This is a genomic window from Ruegeria sp. AL1 (assembly GCF_056540905.1).
The window spans coordinates 60,463-81,121 of record NZ_JBQFXP010000012.1; the positions used below are offsets into that span (position 1 = coordinate 60,463).

Genomic DNA, 20,659 nt, shown 5'->3' on the forward strand with positions numbered 1-20,659 from the left:
AGGATCACACACGACAAAGTGCAAAGCAGGTGATTTTATTGAATAACACTCTTTGGCGTGGCGGATGGGTCAGCCGGCTGAGAATCGCAAGCGGCCTTGTGCTGTTCGTCTTTTCGTTTTTCCATTTCATCAATATTGGCCTTGGCCTGTTTCACACCGATCTGCTGCACGGGATGCAGGACGGAAGGCACGTTGTGACCCGTCACAATCTGGGTGCGATCATCCTCTATGCGGCATTGCTGGTTCACGCTGGCTTGGCCTTTGTGTCGATCGCACAAAGCCGCACCCTGCGCATGCCGTTCAGTCGGGGGCTGCAAGTCGTTTTGGGGTTGCTGATCCCGATCCAGCTGATCTCACATCTGGTGCAGACCCGCTATGCGCATGAGGTTTTCGGCGTCAACGACGAAATGGGATATATCATCCTTCAGATGTGGCCCAGCACCGCCATCTGGATGCAAAGCCTTCTGTTGCTCGTCGTTTGGGTTCACGGTTGTATTGGCCTGCATATGTGGCTGCGGCTGACCGATTGGTGGCAAAAGACGGTGCCCTACCTTATCGGCGTGTCCGTGTTTATTCCAGCTTTCGCGCTGGCGGGTCTTTTGACCGAGGGGCGGCGCATTTGGGCAGATTTTGCCGACCCGGCGCTGCGTGCGCAGTACATCGAGCATTACAACTGGCCCTCACCCGACGCCGCAGCAAATTTGTTTACCGTCAAAGACCACGCGATGACGGCGTTTTGGGCTGCCCTTGCCCTGACGGCCCTGATTTACGTGGGGCGAAAACTGTGGCGGCGACGGCATTCTGTTCGGGTCAGCTATGTGAACGGGCCCGAGATCATCTCGGAAAAGGGGATGACGCTGCTTGAGATGTCGAATGCCAATGGCATCCCGCATACGGCCCTGTGTGGAGGCAAGGGACGCTGCACGACATGCCGGGTGATCGTCGAAGAAGGCGCGGATCATCTGCATCCCCCCAGTGAGATCGAGGCCCGCAGCCTGTCCGCCGTTGGTGCCCCGCAAGGTATGCGCCTGGCCTGTCAGGTGCGTCCGATGGATCCGGTCACGATCTACCGCGTGTTTCGCCCGGATGGGCTGCGCGGTCGTGCACATGCCAGCCAGGGCGAGGAACGTAAGCTGGCCGTTCTGTTTCTGGACATGCGCGGCTTCACGGCCCGCACGGCGGGTCAACTGCCCTATGATATCGTGTTCCTGCTGAACCGCTTCTTTGACGCGATTGTCCCAGCCATCATCGAACATGGCGGTATCGTCGACAAATATATGGGCGACGGGCTGCTGGCGATGTTTGAAACCAAAGACGAGGTCAGCTCGGCCCGTGCCGGGCTGGCCGCCGCTGTCGCAATCGGGCGCGCATTGGAGCTTTTCAACAAACAGCTCGCCGCCGAGGGCAGCCCTGCCATTCGCATCGGCATGGGGTTGCATCTGGGTGATCTGGTGCTGGGCGAGATCGGCGCGGACAAGCACGCCCCACGCACCATCATCGGAGACGCGGTCAACGTGGCCAGCCGTCTTGAAGCGGAAACCAAGGCGCTGAGCGTCGAGCTTCTGGTTTCCCAAGACCTGTTGCTGGCTGCGGGCGTGACATCCGGGATGAACGATCTGCGCGACTTTACCCTGCGCGGCGTCTCACAACCTGTCGCGGCTCTGCCTGTCCGGCGCGCGGCGACTCTGGCGGATCGCTTCCAAGCCGAGGAAGAGGTCGCTTAATCAGGGCCAATGCGCACCGAATCCGGGATTTTGGTTTCCAAATCGGACAATCGGTGAAATTTCCTTCCATTTCGGTCGAAAACGCCGCATATCGTCCTTTGTTTTCGTCCGCCTCTGGACATCTGACATTTACCGGGGCACATGCCCTGCAAACACCCGATATTCACTATCAAAACGACACAGTGACACGAGTATTCCGATGACGATGCTAGCCAATCTCGCCCCTATTCCTGAATTGTATGTCTCATACGAATCTGCCCAAAAACTGAAGGTCGAAGCCGCCGATCTGACCAGCTGGGATCTCAGCCCCCGTCAGATTTGCGATCTGGAATTGCTGATGAATGGCGGGTTCAACCCGTTGAAAGGGTTCCTGAGCGAAGCCGACTACGACAACGTTGTCGAAAACATGCGACTGGCTGATGGAACACTTTGGCCGATGCCGATCACGCTGGACGTCAGCGAAGACTTCGCCGACAAGATCGAGCTGGGTCAGGATATCGCCCTGCGCGACCAAGAGGGCGTGATTCTGGGCACCATGACCGTGACCGACCGCTGGACGCCTGACAAAGCCCGCGAGGCAGAAAAAGTGTTCGGCGCGGATGATGACGCGCATCCGGCCGTAAACTATCTGCACAATGTCGCAGGTAAGGTCTATCTGGGCGGCCCCGTGGTCGGCATCCAGCAGCCGGTGCATTATGACTTCCGCGCCCGTCGCGACACGCCCAACGAGCTGCGCGCGTATTTCCGCAAGCTGGGCTGGCGTCGCATCGTGGCTTTCCAGACCCGCAACCCACTGCACCGCGCGCATCAGGAGCTGACCTTCCGCGCAGCCAAGGAAGCCCAGGCCAACCTGCTGATCCACCCTGTTGTCGGCATGACCAAACCCGGCGACGTCGATCACTTCACCCGCGTGCGCTGCTACGAGGCGGTTCTGGACAAATACCCTGCCTCAACCACTTCGATGAGCCTTCTGAATCTGGCAATGCGCATGGCTGGCCCGCGCGAGGCGGTCTGGCACGGCCTGATCCGCGCCAACCATGGCTGCACACATTTCATCGTCGGTCGTGACCATGCTGGCCCTGGCAAGAACTCGGCTGGTGAAGACTTCTATGGTCCCTACGACGCGCAGGACCTGTTCCGCAAATTCCAGGATGAAATCGGCATCGAAATGGTCGATTTCAAACATATGGTCTACGTGCAGGAACGCGCCCAGTACGAACCCAATGACGAGATCGAAGACAAGGATAACGTCACGATCCTGAACATCTCGGGCACCGAACTGCGTCGCCGTCTGGCCGAAGGTCTGGAAATCCCCGAATGGTTCAGCTTCCCAGAGGTCGTGACCGAGCTGCGCAAGACCAAACCGCCACGCAGCCAGCAGGGTTTTACCGTGTTCTTCACCGGTTTCTCGGGCTCGGGCAAATCCACCATCGCCAACGCTCTGATGGTCAAGCTGATGGAAATGGGTGGCCGTCCCGTGACGCTGCTGGATGGCGACATCGTGCGGAAAAACCTGTCTTCCGAACTGGGCTTTTCGAAAGAGCACCGCGATCTGAACATCCGTCGCATCGGTTATGTGGCGTCTGAAATCACCAAGAATGGCGGCATTGCCATCTGTGCGCCGATCGCGCCGTATGCCTCGACCCGGCGTGCGGTACGTGAAGACATCGAACAGTTCGGTGCCTTTTGCGAGGTCCACGTGGCCACCAGTATCGAGGAATGCGAACGCCGCGACCGCAAAGGCCTGTATAAGCTGGCCCGCGAAGGCAAGATCAAGGAATTCACCGGTATTTCGGACCCGTATGATGTTCCCGCGAACCCTGAACTGAGCGTCGAGACCGAGAATGTCGAGGTCGACAACTGCGCCCATCAGGTTCTGCTGAAACTGGAAAGCATGGGCCTGATCGCCGGGTCCTGATTTCAGATTTCAAAAACACACAGGCCCTCGGAACTCCGGGGGCCTTTTTTGTCTGCGCACGGAATGCCTCAGTCCGGGAGGTCAACCTGCCCGCGCATCAGGATGTGTCCGCGCCCTGCGACCTTGATCCCTGTCATCGCATCCGGCGGCCCGACGCGTGAGACGATCGCCTGTCCGGGACGCCCCATGTCATGGCCCTGTTCCGCGACGAAAGAATCTTTTGGCATCAGCCCGTATTTCCACAAATACGCTGCCATCGCTCCGGTCGCAGAGCCGGTAAACGGGTCCTCTGGCGGGCTGGGCGGCGCGAGCAGAAGCCGCGAGAAGGTATCCCCCGCCTCGGTTGCGCCTTTCAGCGTCACAAGGAACGGCTCGGCCATGTCGGAACCCGAAAAACCGGCCTTTGCGGCCAATTCCCGCAGCGGGTCCTCCGCCAGTCTGGCGGCACGTAGCGCGTCGTGATCCCGCAAGACGGTGATACAGAATGGCAGACCGGTTGAAACAAATTGCGGAGGAGACACTATTGCGTCTTCAGGCAGTCCAATCGTGGATGCGACCAAATCTACCGGAACCAAAGCACCAAATTGCGGGGCCACCTGTGTCATCTCGATCTGGTTACCGTTCAAATTGATCGTGACGATCCCGGCCCCGGTTTCCAGCGTCAGCGCGTTGCCCTGAAACAGACCACGCGACCGCATTGCCGCGACCGTTGCGATGGTGGGATGTCCGGCGAAGGGAATCTCACGGCTGGCCAGAAAGTACCGCACGCGGACGTCGGCCACTTGGGAAGGGCCGGTAAATGTGCATTCAACCAGAGAGGTTTCGCGCACATAAGCCATGCAGGTATCCTGGGACAAGCTGGCACCGCCATGCACCACGGCGCACCCATTGCCGCCGAACGCACGATCCGTAAAAGCGTCTACCCAATCAAAGTCGAACCAGCTCATTCCGCGCGCCCTCCACCATGCGATCCGTTACAGGTTCGCATAGCTTGCCCGGTGGGCTGAAGATGTCACGAGGAAAATAGGGGGGCCGTGTCAGTGCACGGCCACCGGTGAGAAATCATGCTCACGCGCAAGATTGAACGCCAGCTTGCGGTCGGCGACAAGCGCCAGTTGCTGACCGTCCGAATCATGGACGGCGTACAGCTCATCCAAATCGCCTGCCTGCTCGCGCACTTCCCACGGCAGATCGGCTACTTCTACTTTCTTGACATAAACGATCCGGTCGCCTTCGGCGTTGATTTCAATCGGTGTATTCATTGCTCTTACCCCTTCTTGATATTGATCGTTTGCACCACGGTTTCAGGTACGGCGCGGGTCAGGTCCACATGCAGAAGACCGTTTTCCATGATCGCCTCGCCCACTTCGACCCCGTCAGCCAGCACGAACATGCGCTGAAACTGACGCGCCGCGATGCCGCGATGCAGGAATATGCGCCCCTCGCTGTCGTCGCGTTGACGCCCCCGGATGACCAGTTGGCGATCCTCGATGGTGATCGACAGGTCTTCTTCCGCGAACCCGGCCACGGCCAAGGTGATGCGATAGGAAAAATCCGAGGTCTGCTCGATATTATAAGGCGGGTATCCTTCATTTCCGGCCTTTGCAGACCGTTCCAGAAGACGCTCCAATTGCTCGAACCCCAAAAGATGCGGGTATGAGCCCAAGGTAAGTTTCGACACTTGTGTTCGTCCTTTATTGTCAAAGCGACGTGTTTTGCGGCCCCGTTCTCGGCAACCACGTAGAATAGAATATGGGAATATGGCAGGATGTCCACAAGGTCTGGCGGGATAAACCCTGACACACTATCTTGTGTGACAAGCACCACAACAAGCCCGAGTCGCCAATGAACGCCCCCACTGATATTTCGATGAAAACAGACGAAGTTCTGCGGGTTGAATTGGAGGTTTTTCGCCGCCAGCACCGTGATCTGGATGAAGCCATCGCAGCACTGCAATCGACCGGAACGGCAGATCAACTGACCGTCAAACGTTTGAAAAAGCAGAAACTGCGGCTCAAGGACATCATTCGTTTGATCGAAGACCGTCTGACCCCTGACATCATCGCCTGAAGGATGTGGAGCCTTTAACCTAAAGCCCTGCGAGATTGAGCGCCAAACACCTTTTTCATTGTGTTTTGGGGCGTTTTACCGACTTCGATCGCAGTTCACTAGATCATCGGCGATGCGGTGGTTTCTTGTAGAGGCGCAGGCGAATAGAACCATGTAGCATTGCGAGGTGACCCTGGCAGCTGGGTTCCAATTTCGAGCTTCCTGTATTTTACGCATTCTGCATTGAAAATACCCATGTTGCTGTCGTGCTTAGGCGCTTTAGGTTTCGCGCTGTATAGATGGTTGATTGATGCGTCCGCAGCCTCGGGCCAATAGGCGGAAGACACGACTATACCTCATTGCCACGAAGTCGGATTTGGCTATAGTGCGCGCTCTTTCCGAAGGCAGGGATGCAAGCGAATGAGCGACGTGAAAGTGGGGATCATCATGGGCAGTCAATCGGACTGGCCCACGATGAAGGAAGCCGCGGATATTCTGGATGAATTGGATGTTGCGTTTGAGAAACGCATCGTTTCCGCGCACCGCACTCCGGATCGTTTGTGGGACTATGGCAAAACCGCCGTGTCGCGGGGGTTGCAGGTGATCATTGCCGGTGCCGGTGGGGCCGCGCATTTGCCGGGCATGATGGCATCGAAAACGCGGGTTCCGGTGATTGGTGTTCCGGTGCAGACCCGGGCGCTGTCGGGGGTCGACTCGCTGTATTCGATTGTGCAGATGCCAAAAGGCTTTCCGGTCGCCACTATGGCAATTGGCGCGGCTGGCGGAGCGAATGCGGGCCTGATGGCCGCCGGCATTCTGGCGTTGCAGGACGGTGCACTGGCGCAACGTTTGGAGGCGTGGCGCGACGCGTTGTCCGCGTCGATCCCTCAGGAGCCGCAGGGATGAACCGGATCGGCGTTATCGGAACCGGACATATCGCGGCTCCGATGGTCCGGCATCTGGTGGCAAAGGGATTCACGGTTGCCGTGACCGAGCGGAATGCCGAGATATCGGCGGCACTGCAGGCGGAACTGGGCGTACAGGTTGCCGGGCCGCAGGCGGTCATCGATACCTCTGACATCCTGATCCTGTGTCTGCGCCCTCAAGTGGCAGAGGACATTCTACACCCGTTACGGTTTCGTGCCGATCAGCGCATCATCTCGGTCATGGCCTCAGTGTCGACCGCGCAATTGGCGTCGCTCTGCGCTCCGGTCACTGATTTCGTACAGACAATTCCGTTGGGGTTCTTGCAACAGGGCGGATGCCCGTTGGCTGCATTCGGGAATGATGGCTTGCTGGCAGATCTTTTCGCGCCGGAAAACCCGGTCATCAAAGTCGCCGATGAGGCGGCATTGAACGCGCATTTTGCGATTTGCGCGATGGTTCCCGGTATGCTGGACCTGATGGCAACCGGCGCAGGCTGGCTGGCCGAGCGGACCGGGGATGCAGATGGGGCCGAATTTTACGCCACGCAACTTTTGGCAGGGTTTCTGGCCACCATGAAGACCGGAACAGCCGGACGGCTGGCCACCGAACGCGATGCGCTGGCAACTGACGGCACGTTAAGCCTGCAGATGACTGAGGGCCTGCGATCTGGTCAGGCTCATGACGCGCTGCGTACTGCCCTGACAGCCATCGGAAAGCGATTGGAGACAGCACGATGACCGACATTCTCGCCCCTGGTGCAACGATTGGAATTCTGGGCGGTGGCCAACTGGGGCGGATGCTGTCCGTAGCTGCCGCTCGATTGGGCTTTGCAACACATATTTACGAACCCGGCGCAAATCCACCAGCCGGACAGGTTGCCCATCGTGTGACGACGGCAGCTTATGATGATGCCGAGGCTTTGAAAGCTTTCGCTGCCTCGGTCGATGTCATCACCTACGAGTTCGAAAACATCCCGACCGGGGCGCTTGATCTGCTGGAAGCGCATCGACCAATCCGCCCCGGCCGCGAGGCGTTACGTGTCAGTCAGGATAGGCTGACCGAAAAAACCTTTCTCGAGAGTTTGGGCCTGACCACAGCACCGTTTGCAGATATCACCGATCTGGACAGCCTGAACGCGGCAATCGAAGAAATCGGAACGCCCGCGATTCTGAAAACCCGTCGGTTCGGGTATGATGGCAAGGGGCAGGCGCGGCTGCGGTCGCCCGAAGATGCAGCAACGGCCCTAAAGGATATGTCTGGGGCACCAGCCATTCTGGAAGGCTTTGTGAACTTCAGTCACGAGATCTCGATCATCGCAGCCCGGGGGCTGGACGGTCAGGTCGCCTGCTTTGATCCCGGCGAGAACGTGCATCGAGACGGTATCTTGCACACCACGACGGTTCCGGCCCGCTTGGCACCGGCCCAGCGTACAGATGCGGTTTTGCTGGCTGCCAACATCCTGAATGCGCTGAATTATGTGGGTGTCATGGGAGTCGAACTTTTTGTGACACCGCAGGGTCTGATCGTGAACGAGATCGCACCCCGGGTGCATAATTCGGGGCACTGGACACAGAATGGCTGCGCGGTGGACCAGTTCGAGCAGCACATCCGCGCCGTCGCCGGATGGCCTTTGGGCGACGGCCAGAGGCATACGGACGTGGTTATGGAAAACCTGATCGGCGCCGATATGGCGCGGGTGCCGGTGCTGGCGACCGAACGTGATGTCGCCCTGCATCTCTATGGTAAGTCCGAGATCAAGCCTGGGCGCAAGATGGGGCATTTCAACCGCATCGTGCGCTGAGGAAAATTGCGCGTGCCGCGCAATGCCTCCGGCGGGAGTATTTGGGAAAAGATGAAGCGGGATGATCGTGGCTAGCGGACGAAACGGGCCGCGATGTCCCCGGACATGTAGCTGACGCAACCTGCGGACAGAGTGGCTGCAACGCGGTGGCTGGAGGCATCCAGTATGACAAGGTCAGCGCGCTTGCCCGGAGAAATGCTACCCCGATCCGACAGGCCCAGTACACGTGCGGGCCCCGAAGAAACCAGCGCCCACGCCGCCTCAAAATCCAGAAGGCCGGAATTGGCCAGCAGGAGTGCCGCGCGGCGCGGACTGGGGTAGTGATAATCCGAGGCCAGGGCATCACACAGCCCCATGGCAATCAAGTCCAATGCGCTGACATTGCCTTTGTGGGATCCCCCGCGCACGACGTTGGGAGAGCCGAGGATGATATGATCCCCGGACGCGCGCGCGGCTTCAGCCGCCTCGAGAGTTTCCGGGAATTCCGAAATTTGCACACCACGTTTACGCCAAATGGCACGGGTTTGAGCAGTGGCATCATCATGGCTGCCCATTCGAATACCCTGTCCGGCCAGCCTGGCGCAGAGTTTATCCAGAGCGGCGGGCACTTCATCCCGTTGTCTGTGCATGGAAAGCAGCATCTCAAAGTGACGATCAGGGTTACGACCGGCCTTCAGAGCCTGCCCTGTCAGCCGGGGCGGTTTGCGCCCCTCGGCCAGCCGTTCATGCGGCAGGTGATCGTTGAAGACGACGTATGGAACCTGCCATTCAGCGATCCGTTCAGGTAAGCGGGAATAGTCGCCCAACATATGCGTCTCGAACCTGAGCTGAGGCCTCAGATCGGTGACCACCTGATCCTTGACCGCAGCAATAGCACCAAAGACCTGCCCGGCAAAGTCAGGCCCGCGCACGCCGCCTTCCCAGCTGTAGAACTGCGCCAGAACTGCGGTTGTGATGCCGTTTGCGGCCAGTTCAGCCTCGACGGATAAGATGCCTTCGTCCATCTGTTTCATAGCCCCACGGCGCGGTGCGATATGGCGTTCGAAACCATCGCCGTGCAGGTCAATGATACCAGGCAGAACAAGATAGCCAGAGAGGTCAATCTGCCGCCCTGCCGGAGCGGTCTGAAACACACCATCAGCCAGGGAAACAGAAGCCCCAGTCAAGCCGTGCCCGGGCAACAACGCATCCGCGCCCGTTAGTGTCAGGCTCAAGCCGGTCACTGAGACGGCTCCGACACGGGTTCCGAGCAATCCTGACCGATGCAGATTTCGTCGATGATATCCAACACCCCGTCCAACCATGTGATCTGAGGGTCAAAACGGCCAAATTCGATGAAGTGCAACGCCTGCGCCATCACGCGCGGATTGTTCATCATGAAAGTATGGGTGACAGGCATGACGATGTGGTCTTTCATCCCATCAACCTTGGTGGACTCGACCGAAACCTTACCGTCATCCTTGCCGTCGATCAGCGACGAAAACAGCAGGTTCAGTGAGTGCTCGCCCGCGATAACACCAAGCTCGAAATCGACCGGCGGCAATTGGCGTGGAATACCTTCGGGGCCCGTGCCCAAGGCCAGACCGGCGGGGCCATTCAGCATTCCGAACACTTCAAAGGCGCTCAGCTCATCCACCAATTGGCTGCCCTGGTTTGGCGGCCCGAGCATGACCACACGGCCCAGGTTCTCAGGATGGTTATCCTGCAACCAATAACGCAACAGAATACCACCCATCGAGTGCGCTACGACATTGATCTTGTCATCGCCGCACTTCGCAAACGCTTCGGGCAGGGTTTGATCTGCCAGTTCCGGAATCGGAAGATCAGTCGAGGGATACCCCGGACGCACCACCTGGTACCCATGCGCCTTGAACAGTTGGTCCATGACCGCAAATGAAGCGTCAGTCCGCGCCAGGCCGTGCAAAAGCACAACGCATTTCGCATGGGCCGCAAAGGGCGTGCAAAACAGAAAGAGGGCAAGCAGAAATCTCATACCCGCCAGATAAGTCCAAACCAAATGTGATGAAACCCCTACTGCGCCCGCAACCGCAGAACGGCCAGCGCAATACCGCCAAGAACGAGTGTTGCCCCAAGGATCAGCCGCACGCTGGCAGTTTCTCCCAACAGAGTGACACCGCCAGCGATGGCTATTACCGGAACGCTCAACTGCACCACCGCCGCTGTGGTCGGTGCCAGTTGGGGCAGCACCCGATACCACAGCGCATATCCCATGCCCGATGTCACACCGCCCGACAGACCCGCCCAAAGATACCCGGCGGCAGTCATGTGCCAATCTCCGCCGAACAACAATAATGCCAAAGCCGTCACCGGCAACGCTACAACGAAATTGGCCGCTGTCCCGGCCAGCGCATCCGGCTCGGACCGTCCCACCAGAGAGTAGATGGCCCAGCCGATCCCAGCCGCACACATCAACGCAGCCCCCGCCGGATTGACCTGTACGTCACCCGTAGGCCAAAGAACCCAGGCCAACCCTGCCAGAGCAATCGTTGCACCGGCGACCTGACGCAGATCAGGAGCGTTCCCCGTCGTCGATGTCACAGCGAACATCGTGATCTGGACCACGCCAAACAGGATCAGCGCGCCCAGACCAGCGTCCAGCGTCAAATACGCAATGGAAAAGCCGATCATATACAAGGACAAAGATCCGGCCCCTGCAATCCGACGCCGGCTTCGCACAGGCAAAGACCCCGCCCGCAGCGCGACCAATCCAGCCAGAACCAAGGCACCCGCAAGCACGCGTACAACTGCAAACCCCGCCGGATCACTAGCACCGCTTTCAACGGCCAGACGGTTCAAAATAGAATTCGCAGCAAAGGCGCACATCGTCAGGGTGGTGAGAAGAAATAACCTCATATCAGCCCCATATCCGTTTCCGGACGTTTTGCACACTCACATTCCTCTGAGCCCACCCAACTCTTCATCTTTTCAAAAATACTCCTGCCGGAGGCATGACCGCGCAGCGGGCATTCCATGTAAAACGGGCCAAACGAAACGGGGCCGCCCGAAGGCGACCCCATCAACAAGCTTCATGGCGTCCCTCTCGGCAGCGTGGCCATATTGGCCACGCGCCTGTCGGGATCGGCAGAATTTCCTGACGGAAATTCGCCGTGCTTACATCATGCCGCCCATGCCGCCCATGTCGGGCATGCCGCCGGCAGGTGCCGCGCCTTCTTTGGCGGGCTTGTCGGCAACCATGGCTTCGGTGGTGACCAGCAGGCCAGCAACCGAGGCTGCGTCTTCCAGAGCGGTACGGACAACTTTGGCTGGGTCAATCACGCCGAACGAGAACATGTCGCCATATTCTTCGGTCTGCGCGTTGAAACCAAAGGCTGCGTCCGAAGACTCGCGGACCTTGCCCGCAACAACCGCACCGTCAACACCCGCGTTCTCGGCGATCTGGCGCAGCGGCGATTCGATGGCCTTGCGCACGATGTTGATGCCTGCGTTCTGGTCCGCATTTGCGCCTTCCAGATCGTCCAGTGCTTTACCGGCCTGAACCAGAGCAACACCGCCGCCCACAACAACGCCTTCCTGCACAGCAGCGCGCGTTGCGTTCAGAGCATCGTCCACACGGTCCTTACGCTCTTTCACTTCAACTTCGGTCATGCCGCCGACGCGGATAACGGCAACACCGCCTGCCAGTTTGGCAACGCGCTCTTGCAGCTTCTCACGGTCGTAGTCCGACGAGGTTTCTTCGATCTGAGTGCGGATCTGAGCAACACGTGCTTCGATCTCGGCTTTCTCGCCAGCACCGTCGACGATGGTGGTTTCGTCTTTGGTGATTTCGATTTTTTTGGCGGTGCCCAGCATGTCCATGGTCACGGACTCGAGCTTCATGCCCAGATCTTCCGAGATGACCTGACCGCCGGTCAGGATCGCGATGTCCTGCAGCATGGCTTTGCGGCGATCGCCGAAGCCCGGTGCTTTGACAGCAGCAATTTTCAGGCCGCCGCGCAGTTTGTTAACAACCAGAGTCGCCAGCGCTTCGCCTTCAACGTCTTCCGCGATGATCAGCAGCGGCTTTTGCGACTGGATCACCTGCTCGAGCAGCGGAACCATCGGCTGCAGCGAGGACAGTTTCTTTTCGTGCAGCAGGATCATGCAGTCGTCGAGCTCTGCGATCATCTTGTCTGCGTTGGTGACGAAGTAAGGCGACAGGTAGCCACGGTCGAACTGCATACCTTCGACAACGTCGGTCTCGGTTTCCAGACCTTTGTTTTCTTCGACGGTGATGACGCCTTCGTTGCCAACCTTCTGCATCGCGTCTGCGATCTGCTGACCGATTTCGGCTTCGCCGTTGGCCGAGATGGTGCCAACCTGAGCAACTTCGGCCGAGTCTTTGACTTCGCGCGAAGCCGACTTGATGCCTTCAACAACCTTGGCGGTCGCCAGGTCGATGCCGCGCTTCAGGTCCATCGGGTTCAGGCCAGCTGCAACCTGCTTGAGACCTTCGCGAACGATGGCTTGGGCCAGAACGGTTGCGGTGGTGGTGCCGTCGCCGGCTTCGTCATTGGTGCGGCTGGCGACTTCTTTCACCATCTGCGCGCCCATGTTTTCGAACTTGTCTTCCAGTTCGATTTCCTTGGCAACCGAAACACCGTCTTTGGTGATGCGCGGCGCGCCGAAGGATTTGTCCAGAACCACGTTGCGGCCTTTGGGGCCCAGGGTCACTTTAACAGCATCGGCCAGAACATTTACGCCTGCCAGCATGCGGTTACGGGCATCGGTGTCGAACTTGACGTCCTTTGCAGCCATGTCGTTTCTCCTTGAGAAAAAGTAATGAAATGAAGATCAGAGAAAGCGCGTGGCTTACTCGATGATCCCCATGATGTCGCTTTCTTTCATCATCAGCAGCTCTTCGCCGCCAACCTGAACCTCGGTGCCCGACCATTTGCCGAACAGGATCTTGTCGCCGGCTTTTACAGCCATTGCGATCAGTTCGCCGCTGTCCTTGCGTGCGCCTTCGCCGGTTGCAACGACTTCGCCTTCGCTGGGCTTTTCTTTTGCGCTATCGGGAATGATCAGACCACCAGCGGTTTTCTCTTCGCTTTCTACGCGACGAACCAGCACACGGTCATGAAGCGGTTTCAATGCCATCTTTGCAGCTCCTTGGGCTCAAAGTTTGTTTATCCTCCCCTCGCCGACCGGCGAGGCGTTAGCACTCATGCTTGCCGAGTGATAACGACGCATAGCTAGGGGGTGGAAAGTGCCGAGTCAACAAGCTGTGATAGAAATATTTTTACAAACCGGTCTCGTCGGGCTGGTCCCAGCTATAGGCCCAGTGTTTCAAGCCTTCCGACCCAGCATCTGACAGAGCGTAGACGCCCTTTTCCACTTTTTCGAACCACCCGTAGTGGTTCTCGCGCATCAAACGGGTAGCTACGGAAACGCCCGTAGCGCGGGCGACATCCGCCCCCCTGCAGGCACCGCTTTCCGCAAGATGAGCCGCGCATTTCAATGCATCCTGACGGTAGGCGGTGACAATTCCGTGCCGTGTCGCGCCGCCCGCGTTGGGATCGCCCTCAAGGCGCTCGAACGCGCGCAGCAATCGCGCCGCCTTTTCTTTACTTTTGCGCGGCGCAAACGGACCGGGGTCGCACTGCACCTCGACAACACCATCGGCGCGCACGGTAATCAGGCCCAGACCCAACCTGCGGCAGAGCGCCAGATTGTCCCTGAGCGCCCGGCGCGCCGAGCGCCCTTTGGGCTTGCAGACACCGATATATACCTGATCCGTCAATTTCAGACGCGCGATCGCCTGATGAAACAAAGCCAACGAGAACCGGAGCTTCAATTCTACGATCACCGGCTCATCTTCACCCCGGACGGCGACAATATCAGCGGCGCCGACCTCGCCTTTGACAGTGTAGCCCTGGCGTTCTAACAGCGCCTTTATGGGCGGATATAGATCCTGCTCACGCTCCATGCGGCCATGCTAGGCCATTTGGCGGGAAATGCCAGCGACCCTGATGACAGACTGGCCTTGAACCCCGGCACGGGGCCGGGCAATGTCTGTGCAAACCTGATGTTGCCGGGATATCCGCATGCGTTTTCTACTCAGCTTTATCTTTCTTGTTTTACCGGTCTGCGTGCACGCCGCTTGCGAAGGGCGCGACCTGCGACTGGACATGACGCCGGAAGAACACGCCGAGCTGCAAGCCGCACTGACCGACATCCCGTTTCCCGAGGGCAATCACTGGGTGGCGCGTAAAGGCGACACGGTCTTGCATCTGGTCGGAACGCTCCACACCAACGACGCGCGCATGGATGCGGTTGTTGAGCGGCTCGCCCCCGTTCTTGGGTCGGCTGACACATTCTATTTCGAAGTGACCCAGGAACAGATGGCCGATTTTGAACAGGGACTGGCCAAGGATCTCAGCCCGGTCATGATCACCTCGGGCCCTACCCTGATCGACATGATGCCCGAAAAGGACTGGGCTGCCCTGTCCGCCACGTTGGCCGAGCGCGGCATACCGGGCTGGATGGCCGCCAAAATGCGCCCCTGGTTCCTCAGCATGATGCTGGGCATCCCACCTTGCATGATGCAAAACCCGGACGCGGATCGCGGTATGGATGCCCGCCTGACCGAACTGGCCGAAGCGCGCGGTATCCCGCAGCGCTCGTTGGAACAGATCGATGATCTGATGGCTATGTTCGACAGCCATTCGCTGGAGGATCAGGTGCAATCGCTGATCCGTCTGGCCGGAGCTCTGCAGGCTGGCGAGGATCAGCTGGCGACAATGGCAAACGCCTATCTCGAAGAGAAACACGCCGAGATCATTCAACTGGCCCGCCTGCAAGGGGCCGGGCAGTCCGGACTGACCCAGGCCGAATTTGACGCCGAATGGGACGGGTTCGAACAGCAATTGCTGGTGCAACGCAACAACAACTGGATGGCCCACATTCTGGAAATTCAGGATCAGACGGCTGTGATCGCTGTCGGGGCCGGGCATCTGGCCGGAGACCACGGATTGCTGAACCTGTTGCGGCATGCCGGGTACGACCTGCAACGCGCACACTTCTGAGCGTAACGGTTAAAAAACACCCTTCGTCGCAGGGGGCGCAAGTACAGGTGACATCCGTGCCAGACGTCCCTATAAGGCGCGCAAATCTACCATCCTCAGGACTCTGACATGACAACTCTCGTATTTGGCCACAAATCCCCCGACACCGATTCCACTGGATCCCCGATCCTGTGGTCCTGGTACCTGAACGAAGTCAAAGGTCAGGCGGTCGAGCCTGTTTTACTGGGTGAGCCCAACACCGAAGCCGCGTTCATGTTGCAGGAATGGGACCTGCCAAAGCCTCGCATCATCTCTGAGGTGGCCGAGGACACAGCTGTTGTCATCGTTGACACCAACAACCCCGCCGAACTGCCCGACAACATCAACAATGCCGACATCCGCGCCATCATCGACCACCACAAACTGGTCGGCGGGCTTGAAACCAAAGGACCGATCGATATAACCGTGCGTCCGCTGGCCTGCACCGCAACCATCATGATCGATATGATCGGTGCCGATGTCGCGAAAATGCCCGACGCCATCAAAGGCGCGGCCCTGACATGCATCCTCTCGGACACGCTGGAATTCCGGTCTCCGACCACAACAGCCCACGACCGCACTGTTGCCGAGAAACTGGCCGCTGAGCTGGAACTCGATATTCCAACTTATGCCGCTGAGATGTTTGCGGCCAAGTCTGACGTCTCGACATTCTCGGACGCGGAACTGATCCGCATGGACAGCAAAGAATACGAAGTCGACGGCACCAAATTCCGCGTCTCAGTTCTGGAAACCACTGCCCCGGGCGTTGTGCTGGACCGCAAAGACAGCCTGGCAGAATCGATGGTGGATGTTGCCAAAGAAGATGGCGTGGATCAGGTTCTTCTGTTCGTTGTCGACATCCTGAACGAAGAGGCGACACTGCTGGTGCCCAATGATCTGGTAAAATCCGTCGCCGAGAAAAGCTTTGGCGCATCAGTCGAAGGTAACGCCGTGGTGCTGCCGGGTATCATGAGCCGGAAAAAACAGATCATCCCCAACCTCAAGGTCTGATCCCGATCAACAGTGCCCGGTTCGGGCGCAACTTTTTGCGAGGCTCTGCCTCGCGCTCCGGGAGATTTGAAGCCAGATGAATGAAGGATCCCCTGCTTCATCTGGCCAAAAATATCCTGGGGGAGTCGCCCGCAGGGCGGCGGGGGCAAAGCCCCCTACTGGCCAAACCGGACGTCCTCTGTCATAGGCTGATGGGATATTGCTTCCGCGTCAACAGAGGCCAAACATGACTCAGATCATTCACGCGCTGTCCGAAATTTCCAACCGCTACAAAGCGCTTTTTGTTGATCTTTGGGGTTGTGTTCACAACGGCATCACAGCCTATCCCGAGGCTGTGGCGGCCTTGCAAGACTATCGCCACGCAGGTGGAATCGTGGTTCTGGTTACCAATTCTCCGAAACCGCGCGCTGGTGTGAGCGAGCAATTGCGGCAGTTCGGCGTACCTGTCGATGCCTATGACACCATTGCCACCAGCGGGGATTCTGCAAGGTCCGCCATGTTTCGGGGTGCGGTGGGCGAAAAGGTCTATTTCATGGGAGAATGGACTCGGGACGCCGGTTTTTTTGAGCCCCTGAAACTGCTACATCATCCGATCCGGATTGAGCGTGTCCCGCTGGACCAGGCCGAAGGGATCGTCTGTTGCGGCCCCTTTGATCCCATGGCTAACCCAGAAATCAATCGTGCTGATTTCCTGTACGCAAAGCAAAAAGGCATGAAGCTGCTTTGTGCCAACCCCGATATTGTCGTGGATCGCGGCGAGGTACGGGAATGGTGCGCCGGGGCTCTGGCGCGGCTTTATACCGAGATGGGTGGCGAGAGCCTGTATTTCGGGAAACCACATCCACCGATCTACGATCTGGCGCGGCGCAGGTTGCAGGAATTGGGCCATGATATCTCTGATGACGATATTCTGGTGATCGGCGACGGGCCACACACGGACATTCTGGGGGGTATGGGCGAAGGGATTGATTCTCTTTTCATCTCTGGCGGGCTGGCCGCCGCCGAGACCAAAACGTCGCACCACCCGCACCACGATTCCTTAACCTCTTATATCGAAAGAGAGAATATCAATCCAACCTACACGATTGGCCGCTTGCGGTAGTCAGAAAACTCTTGATTTTCTGCAGTTGCAAAGTAATAAAGTTACCCAATATGGGTAACTAAAGATTTTTTGTTGCCTTCCGAATCTGAATGAGGGTGACATGTTGGACAATCTTCCGCGCGGCACGATCTGCATCGAAGACATCGAAATGGGCATGACCCGCCACTTGCGCAAAGTGGTGACGGACGAAGATATCGAGATGTTCGCGCAGGTTTCGACCGACCGGAACCCAGTGCATCTGGATGATGATTACGCCCGCGACACGATCTTTGAAGGCCGCATCGCGCATGGGATGCTGACCGCGGGGCTGATATCGGCCGTCATCGGTGAACAACTGCCGGGACATGGAACGGTTTACATGGGCCAGTCGTTGAAATTCCTGGCGCCCGTACGTCCCGGGGACATGGTTTATGCCGAAGTCAAGGTGATCGACATCGACTTTTCCAAGCGGCGCGTGAAGCTGGATTGCCATTGTGCCGTCGGAGGTAAAAAAGTGCTGGTGGGCGAAGCTATGGTATTGGCCCCATCCCGCAAGTTCGACTAAGTCCGATGGCCTGAGAAGGCCTTGAACTCGTTGCATAGCCCGGCTACCCACAGGCTTATGCAAATCATCCGGGATTTTCAGTTTGTCGACCCTGAAGACCGTGGCGCAAGCGTCGCGATCGGGAATTTCGATGGCGTTCACATCGGGCACCAATCCGTCATCGATCTGGCCCGCATCGCAGCCCCTGATGCGCCTTTGGGAGTGATGACATTTGAACCGCATCCGCGCGAGTTTTTTGCCCCCGAGACCCCGCCCTTCCGGTTGATGCGGGGCAATGCACGGGCGCACCGACTTGAGAAGCTGGGCGTTCAGAAGCTTTATGAATTACCGTTCAACGCTGCTCTGGCGGGGCTCACGCCGCAGGAATTTGCCCGAAACGTGATTTGTAGCGGGTTGGGGTTGTCGCATGTTGTGGTCGGTTCAGACTTCTGCTTTGGCAAAGGCCGCAGCGGAACTGCGCAGGATATGGCCCGGTTTGGACAGGACATGGGGTTTGGGGTGACAATTGCGCCCTTGATGGAGCGGTCCCGGAATGTTGTGTCTTCCACCGCAATCCGCACCGCACTTTCCGAAGGCCGCCCGCGCGATGCGGCGTCGATGCTGGGGCATTGGCACCGGATCGAAGGCAAAGTGATTGGTGGCGAGCAGATGGGACGTGAACTGGGCTATCCCACTGCGAACATGTCCATCGAAGGGCTGCATCCGCCCAAATATGGCGTCTATGCCGTTCTGGTCGATGTATTGGATGGGCCCCATCAGGGCAGCTACCAAGGGGCGGCGTCGATCGGAACCCGACCGATGTTTCAGGGTGAAGTGCCCAATATCGAGACGTTCCTTTTCGATTTCTCTGGCGATCTTTATGGCGCGACACTTTCGGTTGGTCTGGTCGAATACCTGCGCCCGGAACAGACCTTTGACGGGCTGGGCGGGCTGGTCGCGCAAATGGATGCCGACTGTGTCAAGGCGCGCGCGATACTGGCCGCGTCATGACACGTGACCCGATCGACCGCACCGGTCTGAGCCCTCGCTTCTGGGAACGCAAACCCCTGCGAAAGATGAACCAGCAGGAATGGGAAGCGCTGTGCGACGGCTGCGGAAAATGCTGCCTTAACAAACTGGAAGACGAGGACTCGGGTGAGGTTGCACTGACCTGTGTGGCCTGCCGTTTGCTGGATGACGAGTCCTGTCGCTGCACCCAATACGACATCCGTCACCAGTTCGTGCCGGAATGCATCGTGATGAAGCCCGATAACATCGACAACCACGCCTATTGGTTGCCCCAAACCTGCGCCTATCGGTTGCTGTGGGAGGGGAAACCGCTTTACGACTGGCATCCGTTGATATCTGGTACGCCGGACAGTGTGCACGCCGCCGGGGTCTCGGTTCAGGGACGCACGGTGTCCGAGTTCGAAACTCCCATGGAAGAATGGGAAGACTATATCATTGAGGAGCCGTTCTGATGCACTTTGCCTCTGACAATTCCGGGCCTGTTCATCCCGAAGTGCTGGCCGCACTGACCGAGGCCAACTCGGGCTATCAGATGGCTTACGGTGCCGACACGCTGATGGATGAGGTGCGGGAGCGCATTCGGACGATATTCGAGGCACCGGACGCCGCTGTATATCTGGTGGCGACGGGAACAGCAGCCAACTCACTGGTTTTGGCGACGCTGGCTCAGCCGTGGGAGACTGTATTCTGTTCGCCGGTATCCCATATTCATGAAGATGAGTGCAACGCGCCTGAGTTTTACAGCGGCGCCAAGCTTACGTTGGTTCCGGGCAGAGACAAGATGGACCCGGACGCCTTGCGCGGTTGCATATTGGCGGAAGAAACCCGCGGTGTGCATGGACCTCAGCGTGGCCCGGTATCGATTACGCAAGTGACCGAACGCGGATCGGTCTATTCCCTGTCCGAGTTACAAGCCGTTTGTAGCGTCGCCAAGGACTATGGCCTGCCGGTGCATCTGGACGGTGCGCGATTTGCAAACGCTCTGGTGGCGCTGAATTGCTCGGCGGCGGAGATGACATGGAAAGCAGGCGTCGATGCGGTGAGTTTCGGCGGCACCAAGAATGGGTTGATGGGGGTCGAGGCCGTTGTGTTCTTCGATCAAAGCAAGGCCTGGGAGTTTGAGTTGCGGCGCAAGCGGGCGGCGCATCTGTTTTCAAAACATCGATATCTGTCGGCGCAGATGGCTGCTTATCTGCGCGATGATCTGTGGCTGAGATCCGCGCGCAAAGCCAATGCCAATTGTGCAAGGCTTGTTGAGGGTCTGCGCGCGGCCGGGGCAAAATTCGCACATGAGCCGCAGGCCAACATCGTATTTGCTGACCTGCCGCGCCGCCAGCACAAGGTGCTGCATGATGCCGGCGTGGCCTATCATCTGTGGGGCGGGTCTTTGGAAGGTGCGGATGAGGATGAATTGCTGACCTGCCGGATGGTCTGTGACTGGTCGCTTGCGACAGACGAAATCGACCGCTTTATAGCTTTGTTGTGAGCGGTATGGGGGCTCTGCCCCCGCC

At 58.4% G+C, this 20,659-nt stretch carries 22 protein-coding genes; 13 read left to right on the forward strand and 9 right to left on the reverse strand.

The genetic code is table 11. From position 1 onward, the window contains the following. Positions 1–38 precede the first annotated feature (38 nt). Entirely contained in the window at positions 39–1,724 is a 1,686-nt protein-coding gene (locus ACRZ9X_RS18370) for an adenylate/guanylate cyclase domain-containing protein (RefSeq protein ID WP_480521512.1), read from the forward strand. A 199-nt stretch (positions 1,725–1,923) separates the two neighbouring features. Further along, complete coding sequence (locus ACRZ9X_RS18375) at positions 1,924–3,642, forward strand: bifunctional sulfate adenylyltransferase/adenylylsulfate kinase (RefSeq protein WP_480521514.1); 1,719 nt, start codon at positions 1,924–1,926, stop codon at positions 3,640–3,642. 68 nt (positions 3,643–3,710) lie between these two features. Here the strand turns inward: ACRZ9X_RS18375 and ACRZ9X_RS18380 are convergent, their stop codons facing one another. The 3 genes from ACRZ9X_RS18380 to ACRZ9X_RS18390 form a co-directional block, all read right to left on the reverse strand. After that, positions 3,711–4,589, reverse strand: a complete 879-nt coding sequence (locus tag ACRZ9X_RS18380) for a PhzF family phenazine biosynthesis protein (RefSeq protein WP_480521516.1) — start codon at positions 4,587–4,589, stop codon at positions 3,711–3,713. 90 nt (positions 4,590–4,679) lie between these two features. Beyond that, positions 4,680–4,904 (reverse strand): DUF1150 family protein, encoded by a 225-nt coding sequence (locus tag ACRZ9X_RS18385; protein ID WP_480521518.1) that lies wholly within the window; start codon positions 4,902–4,904, stop codon positions 4,680–4,682. A 5-nt stretch (positions 4,905–4,909) separates the two neighbouring features. After that, positions 4,910–5,323: an Hsp20 family protein gene (locus ACRZ9X_RS18390; protein WP_010441788.1), complete on the reverse strand. Its 414-nt coding sequence runs from the start codon at positions 5,321–5,323 to the stop codon at positions 4,910–4,912. Positions 5,324–5,487: 164 nt separating this feature from the next. Between ACRZ9X_RS18390 and ACRZ9X_RS18395 the strand changes: the two genes are divergently transcribed. From ACRZ9X_RS18395 to ACRZ9X_RS18410, 4 genes are all read left to right on the forward strand, one after another. Next, positions 5,488–5,712: a YdcH family protein gene (locus tag ACRZ9X_RS18395; RefSeq protein WP_480521520.1), complete on the forward strand. Its 225-nt coding sequence runs from the start codon at positions 5,488–5,490 to the stop codon at positions 5,710–5,712. A gap of 399 nt (positions 5,713–6,111) precedes the next feature. Next, positions 6,112–6,597, forward strand: coding sequence for a 5-(carboxyamino)imidazole ribonucleotide mutase (purE, locus tag ACRZ9X_RS18400; protein ID WP_480521522.1), 486 nt, complete (start codon positions 6,112–6,114; stop codon positions 6,595–6,597). Further along, positions 6,594–7,355: an NAD(P)-binding domain-containing protein gene (locus ACRZ9X_RS18405; protein WP_480521524.1), complete on the forward strand. Its 762-nt coding sequence runs from the start codon at positions 6,594–6,596 to the stop codon at positions 7,353–7,355. Before purE ends, ACRZ9X_RS18405 begins: the two co-directional genes overlap by 4 nt. Continuing rightward, positions 7,352–8,419 carry a 5-(carboxyamino)imidazole ribonucleotide synthase gene (locus ACRZ9X_RS18410; protein WP_480521526.1) on the forward strand — a complete coding sequence of 356 codons (1,068 nt, stop codon included), beginning with the start codon at positions 7,352–7,354 and terminating at the stop codon, positions 8,417–8,419. The genes ACRZ9X_RS18405 and ACRZ9X_RS18410 overlap by 4 nt, the downstream gene beginning before the upstream one ends. Before the next feature lie 71 nt (positions 8,420–8,490). On the opposite strand, the gene ACRZ9X_RS18415 is transcribed toward ACRZ9X_RS18410, so the two are convergent. The 6 genes from ACRZ9X_RS18415 to ACRZ9X_RS18440 form a co-directional block, all read right to left on the reverse strand. After that, a complete protein-coding gene (locus tag ACRZ9X_RS18415; RefSeq protein WP_480521528.1) occupies positions 8,491–9,642 on the reverse strand; it encodes an alpha-D-ribose 1-methylphosphonate 5-triphosphate diphosphatase in 1,152 nt (383 codons plus the stop codon). Beyond that, positions 9,639–10,412 carry an esterase/lipase family protein gene (locus ACRZ9X_RS18420; RefSeq protein ID WP_480521530.1) on the reverse strand — a complete coding sequence of 258 codons (774 nt, stop codon included), beginning with the start codon at positions 10,410–10,412 and terminating at the stop codon, positions 9,639–9,641. Before ACRZ9X_RS18420 ends, ACRZ9X_RS18415 begins: the two co-directional genes overlap by 4 nt. A gap of 38 nt (positions 10,413–10,450) precedes the next feature. Continuing rightward, positions 10,451–11,293: a DMT family transporter gene (locus ACRZ9X_RS18425; RefSeq protein WP_480521532.1), complete on the reverse strand. Its 843-nt coding sequence runs from the start codon at positions 11,291–11,293 to the stop codon at positions 10,451–10,453. A 258-nt stretch (positions 11,294–11,551) separates the two neighbouring features. Further along, positions 11,552–13,195 carry a chaperonin GroEL gene (gene groL, locus ACRZ9X_RS18430; protein ID WP_480521533.1) on the reverse strand — a complete coding sequence of 548 codons (1,644 nt, stop codon included), beginning with the start codon at positions 13,193–13,195 and terminating at the stop codon, positions 11,552–11,554. Positions 13,196–13,249: 54 nt separating this feature from the next. After that, on the reverse strand, positions 13,250–13,537 hold the full coding sequence (locus tag ACRZ9X_RS18435) for a co-chaperone GroES (protein WP_480521535.1): 288 nt from the start codon (positions 13,535–13,537) through the stop codon (positions 13,250–13,252). A gap of 142 nt (positions 13,538–13,679) precedes the next feature. Then, a complete protein-coding gene (locus tag ACRZ9X_RS18440) occupies positions 13,680–14,366 on the reverse strand; it encodes a DUF2161 domain-containing phosphodiesterase (RefSeq protein WP_480521537.1) in 687 nt (228 codons plus the stop codon). A 118-nt stretch (positions 14,367–14,484) separates the two neighbouring features. Here ACRZ9X_RS18440 and ACRZ9X_RS18445 point away from each other — a divergent pair, with 118 nt between their 5' ends. The 7 genes from ACRZ9X_RS18445 (at position 14,485) to ACRZ9X_RS18475 (ending at position 20,634) form a co-directional block, all read left to right on the forward strand. Beyond that, positions 14,485–15,465, forward strand: coding sequence for a TraB/GumN family protein (locus ACRZ9X_RS18445; protein WP_480521539.1), 981 nt, complete (start codon positions 14,485–14,487; stop codon positions 15,463–15,465). Positions 15,466–15,573: 108 nt separating this feature from the next. Further along, positions 15,574–16,494 carry a manganese-dependent inorganic pyrophosphatase gene (locus tag ACRZ9X_RS18450; protein WP_480521541.1) on the forward strand — a complete coding sequence of 307 codons (921 nt, stop codon included), beginning with the start codon at positions 15,574–15,576 and terminating at the stop codon, positions 16,492–16,494. Between the two features lie 226 nt (positions 16,495–16,720). Further along, on the forward strand, positions 16,721–17,596 hold the full coding sequence (locus tag ACRZ9X_RS18455; RefSeq protein ID WP_480521543.1) for a TIGR01459 family HAD-type hydrolase: 876 nt from the start codon (positions 16,721–16,723) through the stop codon (positions 17,594–17,596). Between the two features lie 100 nt (positions 17,597–17,696). After that, positions 17,697–18,140: a MaoC family dehydratase gene (locus ACRZ9X_RS18460; protein WP_480521545.1), complete on the forward strand. Its 444-nt coding sequence runs from the start codon at positions 17,697–17,699 to the stop codon at positions 18,138–18,140. A 57-nt stretch (positions 18,141–18,197) separates the two neighbouring features. Further along, complete coding sequence (locus tag ACRZ9X_RS18465) at positions 18,198–19,130, forward strand: bifunctional riboflavin kinase/FAD synthetase (protein WP_480521650.1); 933 nt, start codon at positions 18,198–18,200, stop codon at positions 19,128–19,130. Continuing rightward, the gene (locus tag ACRZ9X_RS18470) at positions 19,127–19,600 is read left to right on the forward strand and encodes a YcgN family cysteine cluster protein (protein WP_480521547.1); all 474 of its coding nucleotides are present in this window, start codon (positions 19,127–19,129) and stop codon (positions 19,598–19,600) included. Before ACRZ9X_RS18465 ends, ACRZ9X_RS18470 begins: the two co-directional genes overlap by 4 nt. Continuing rightward, positions 19,600–20,634, forward strand: coding sequence for a threonine aldolase family protein (locus tag ACRZ9X_RS18475; protein WP_480521549.1), 1,035 nt, complete (start codon positions 19,600–19,602; stop codon positions 20,632–20,634). Before ACRZ9X_RS18470 ends, ACRZ9X_RS18475 begins: the two co-directional genes overlap by 1 nt. Positions 20,635–20,659 lie beyond the last annotated feature (25 nt).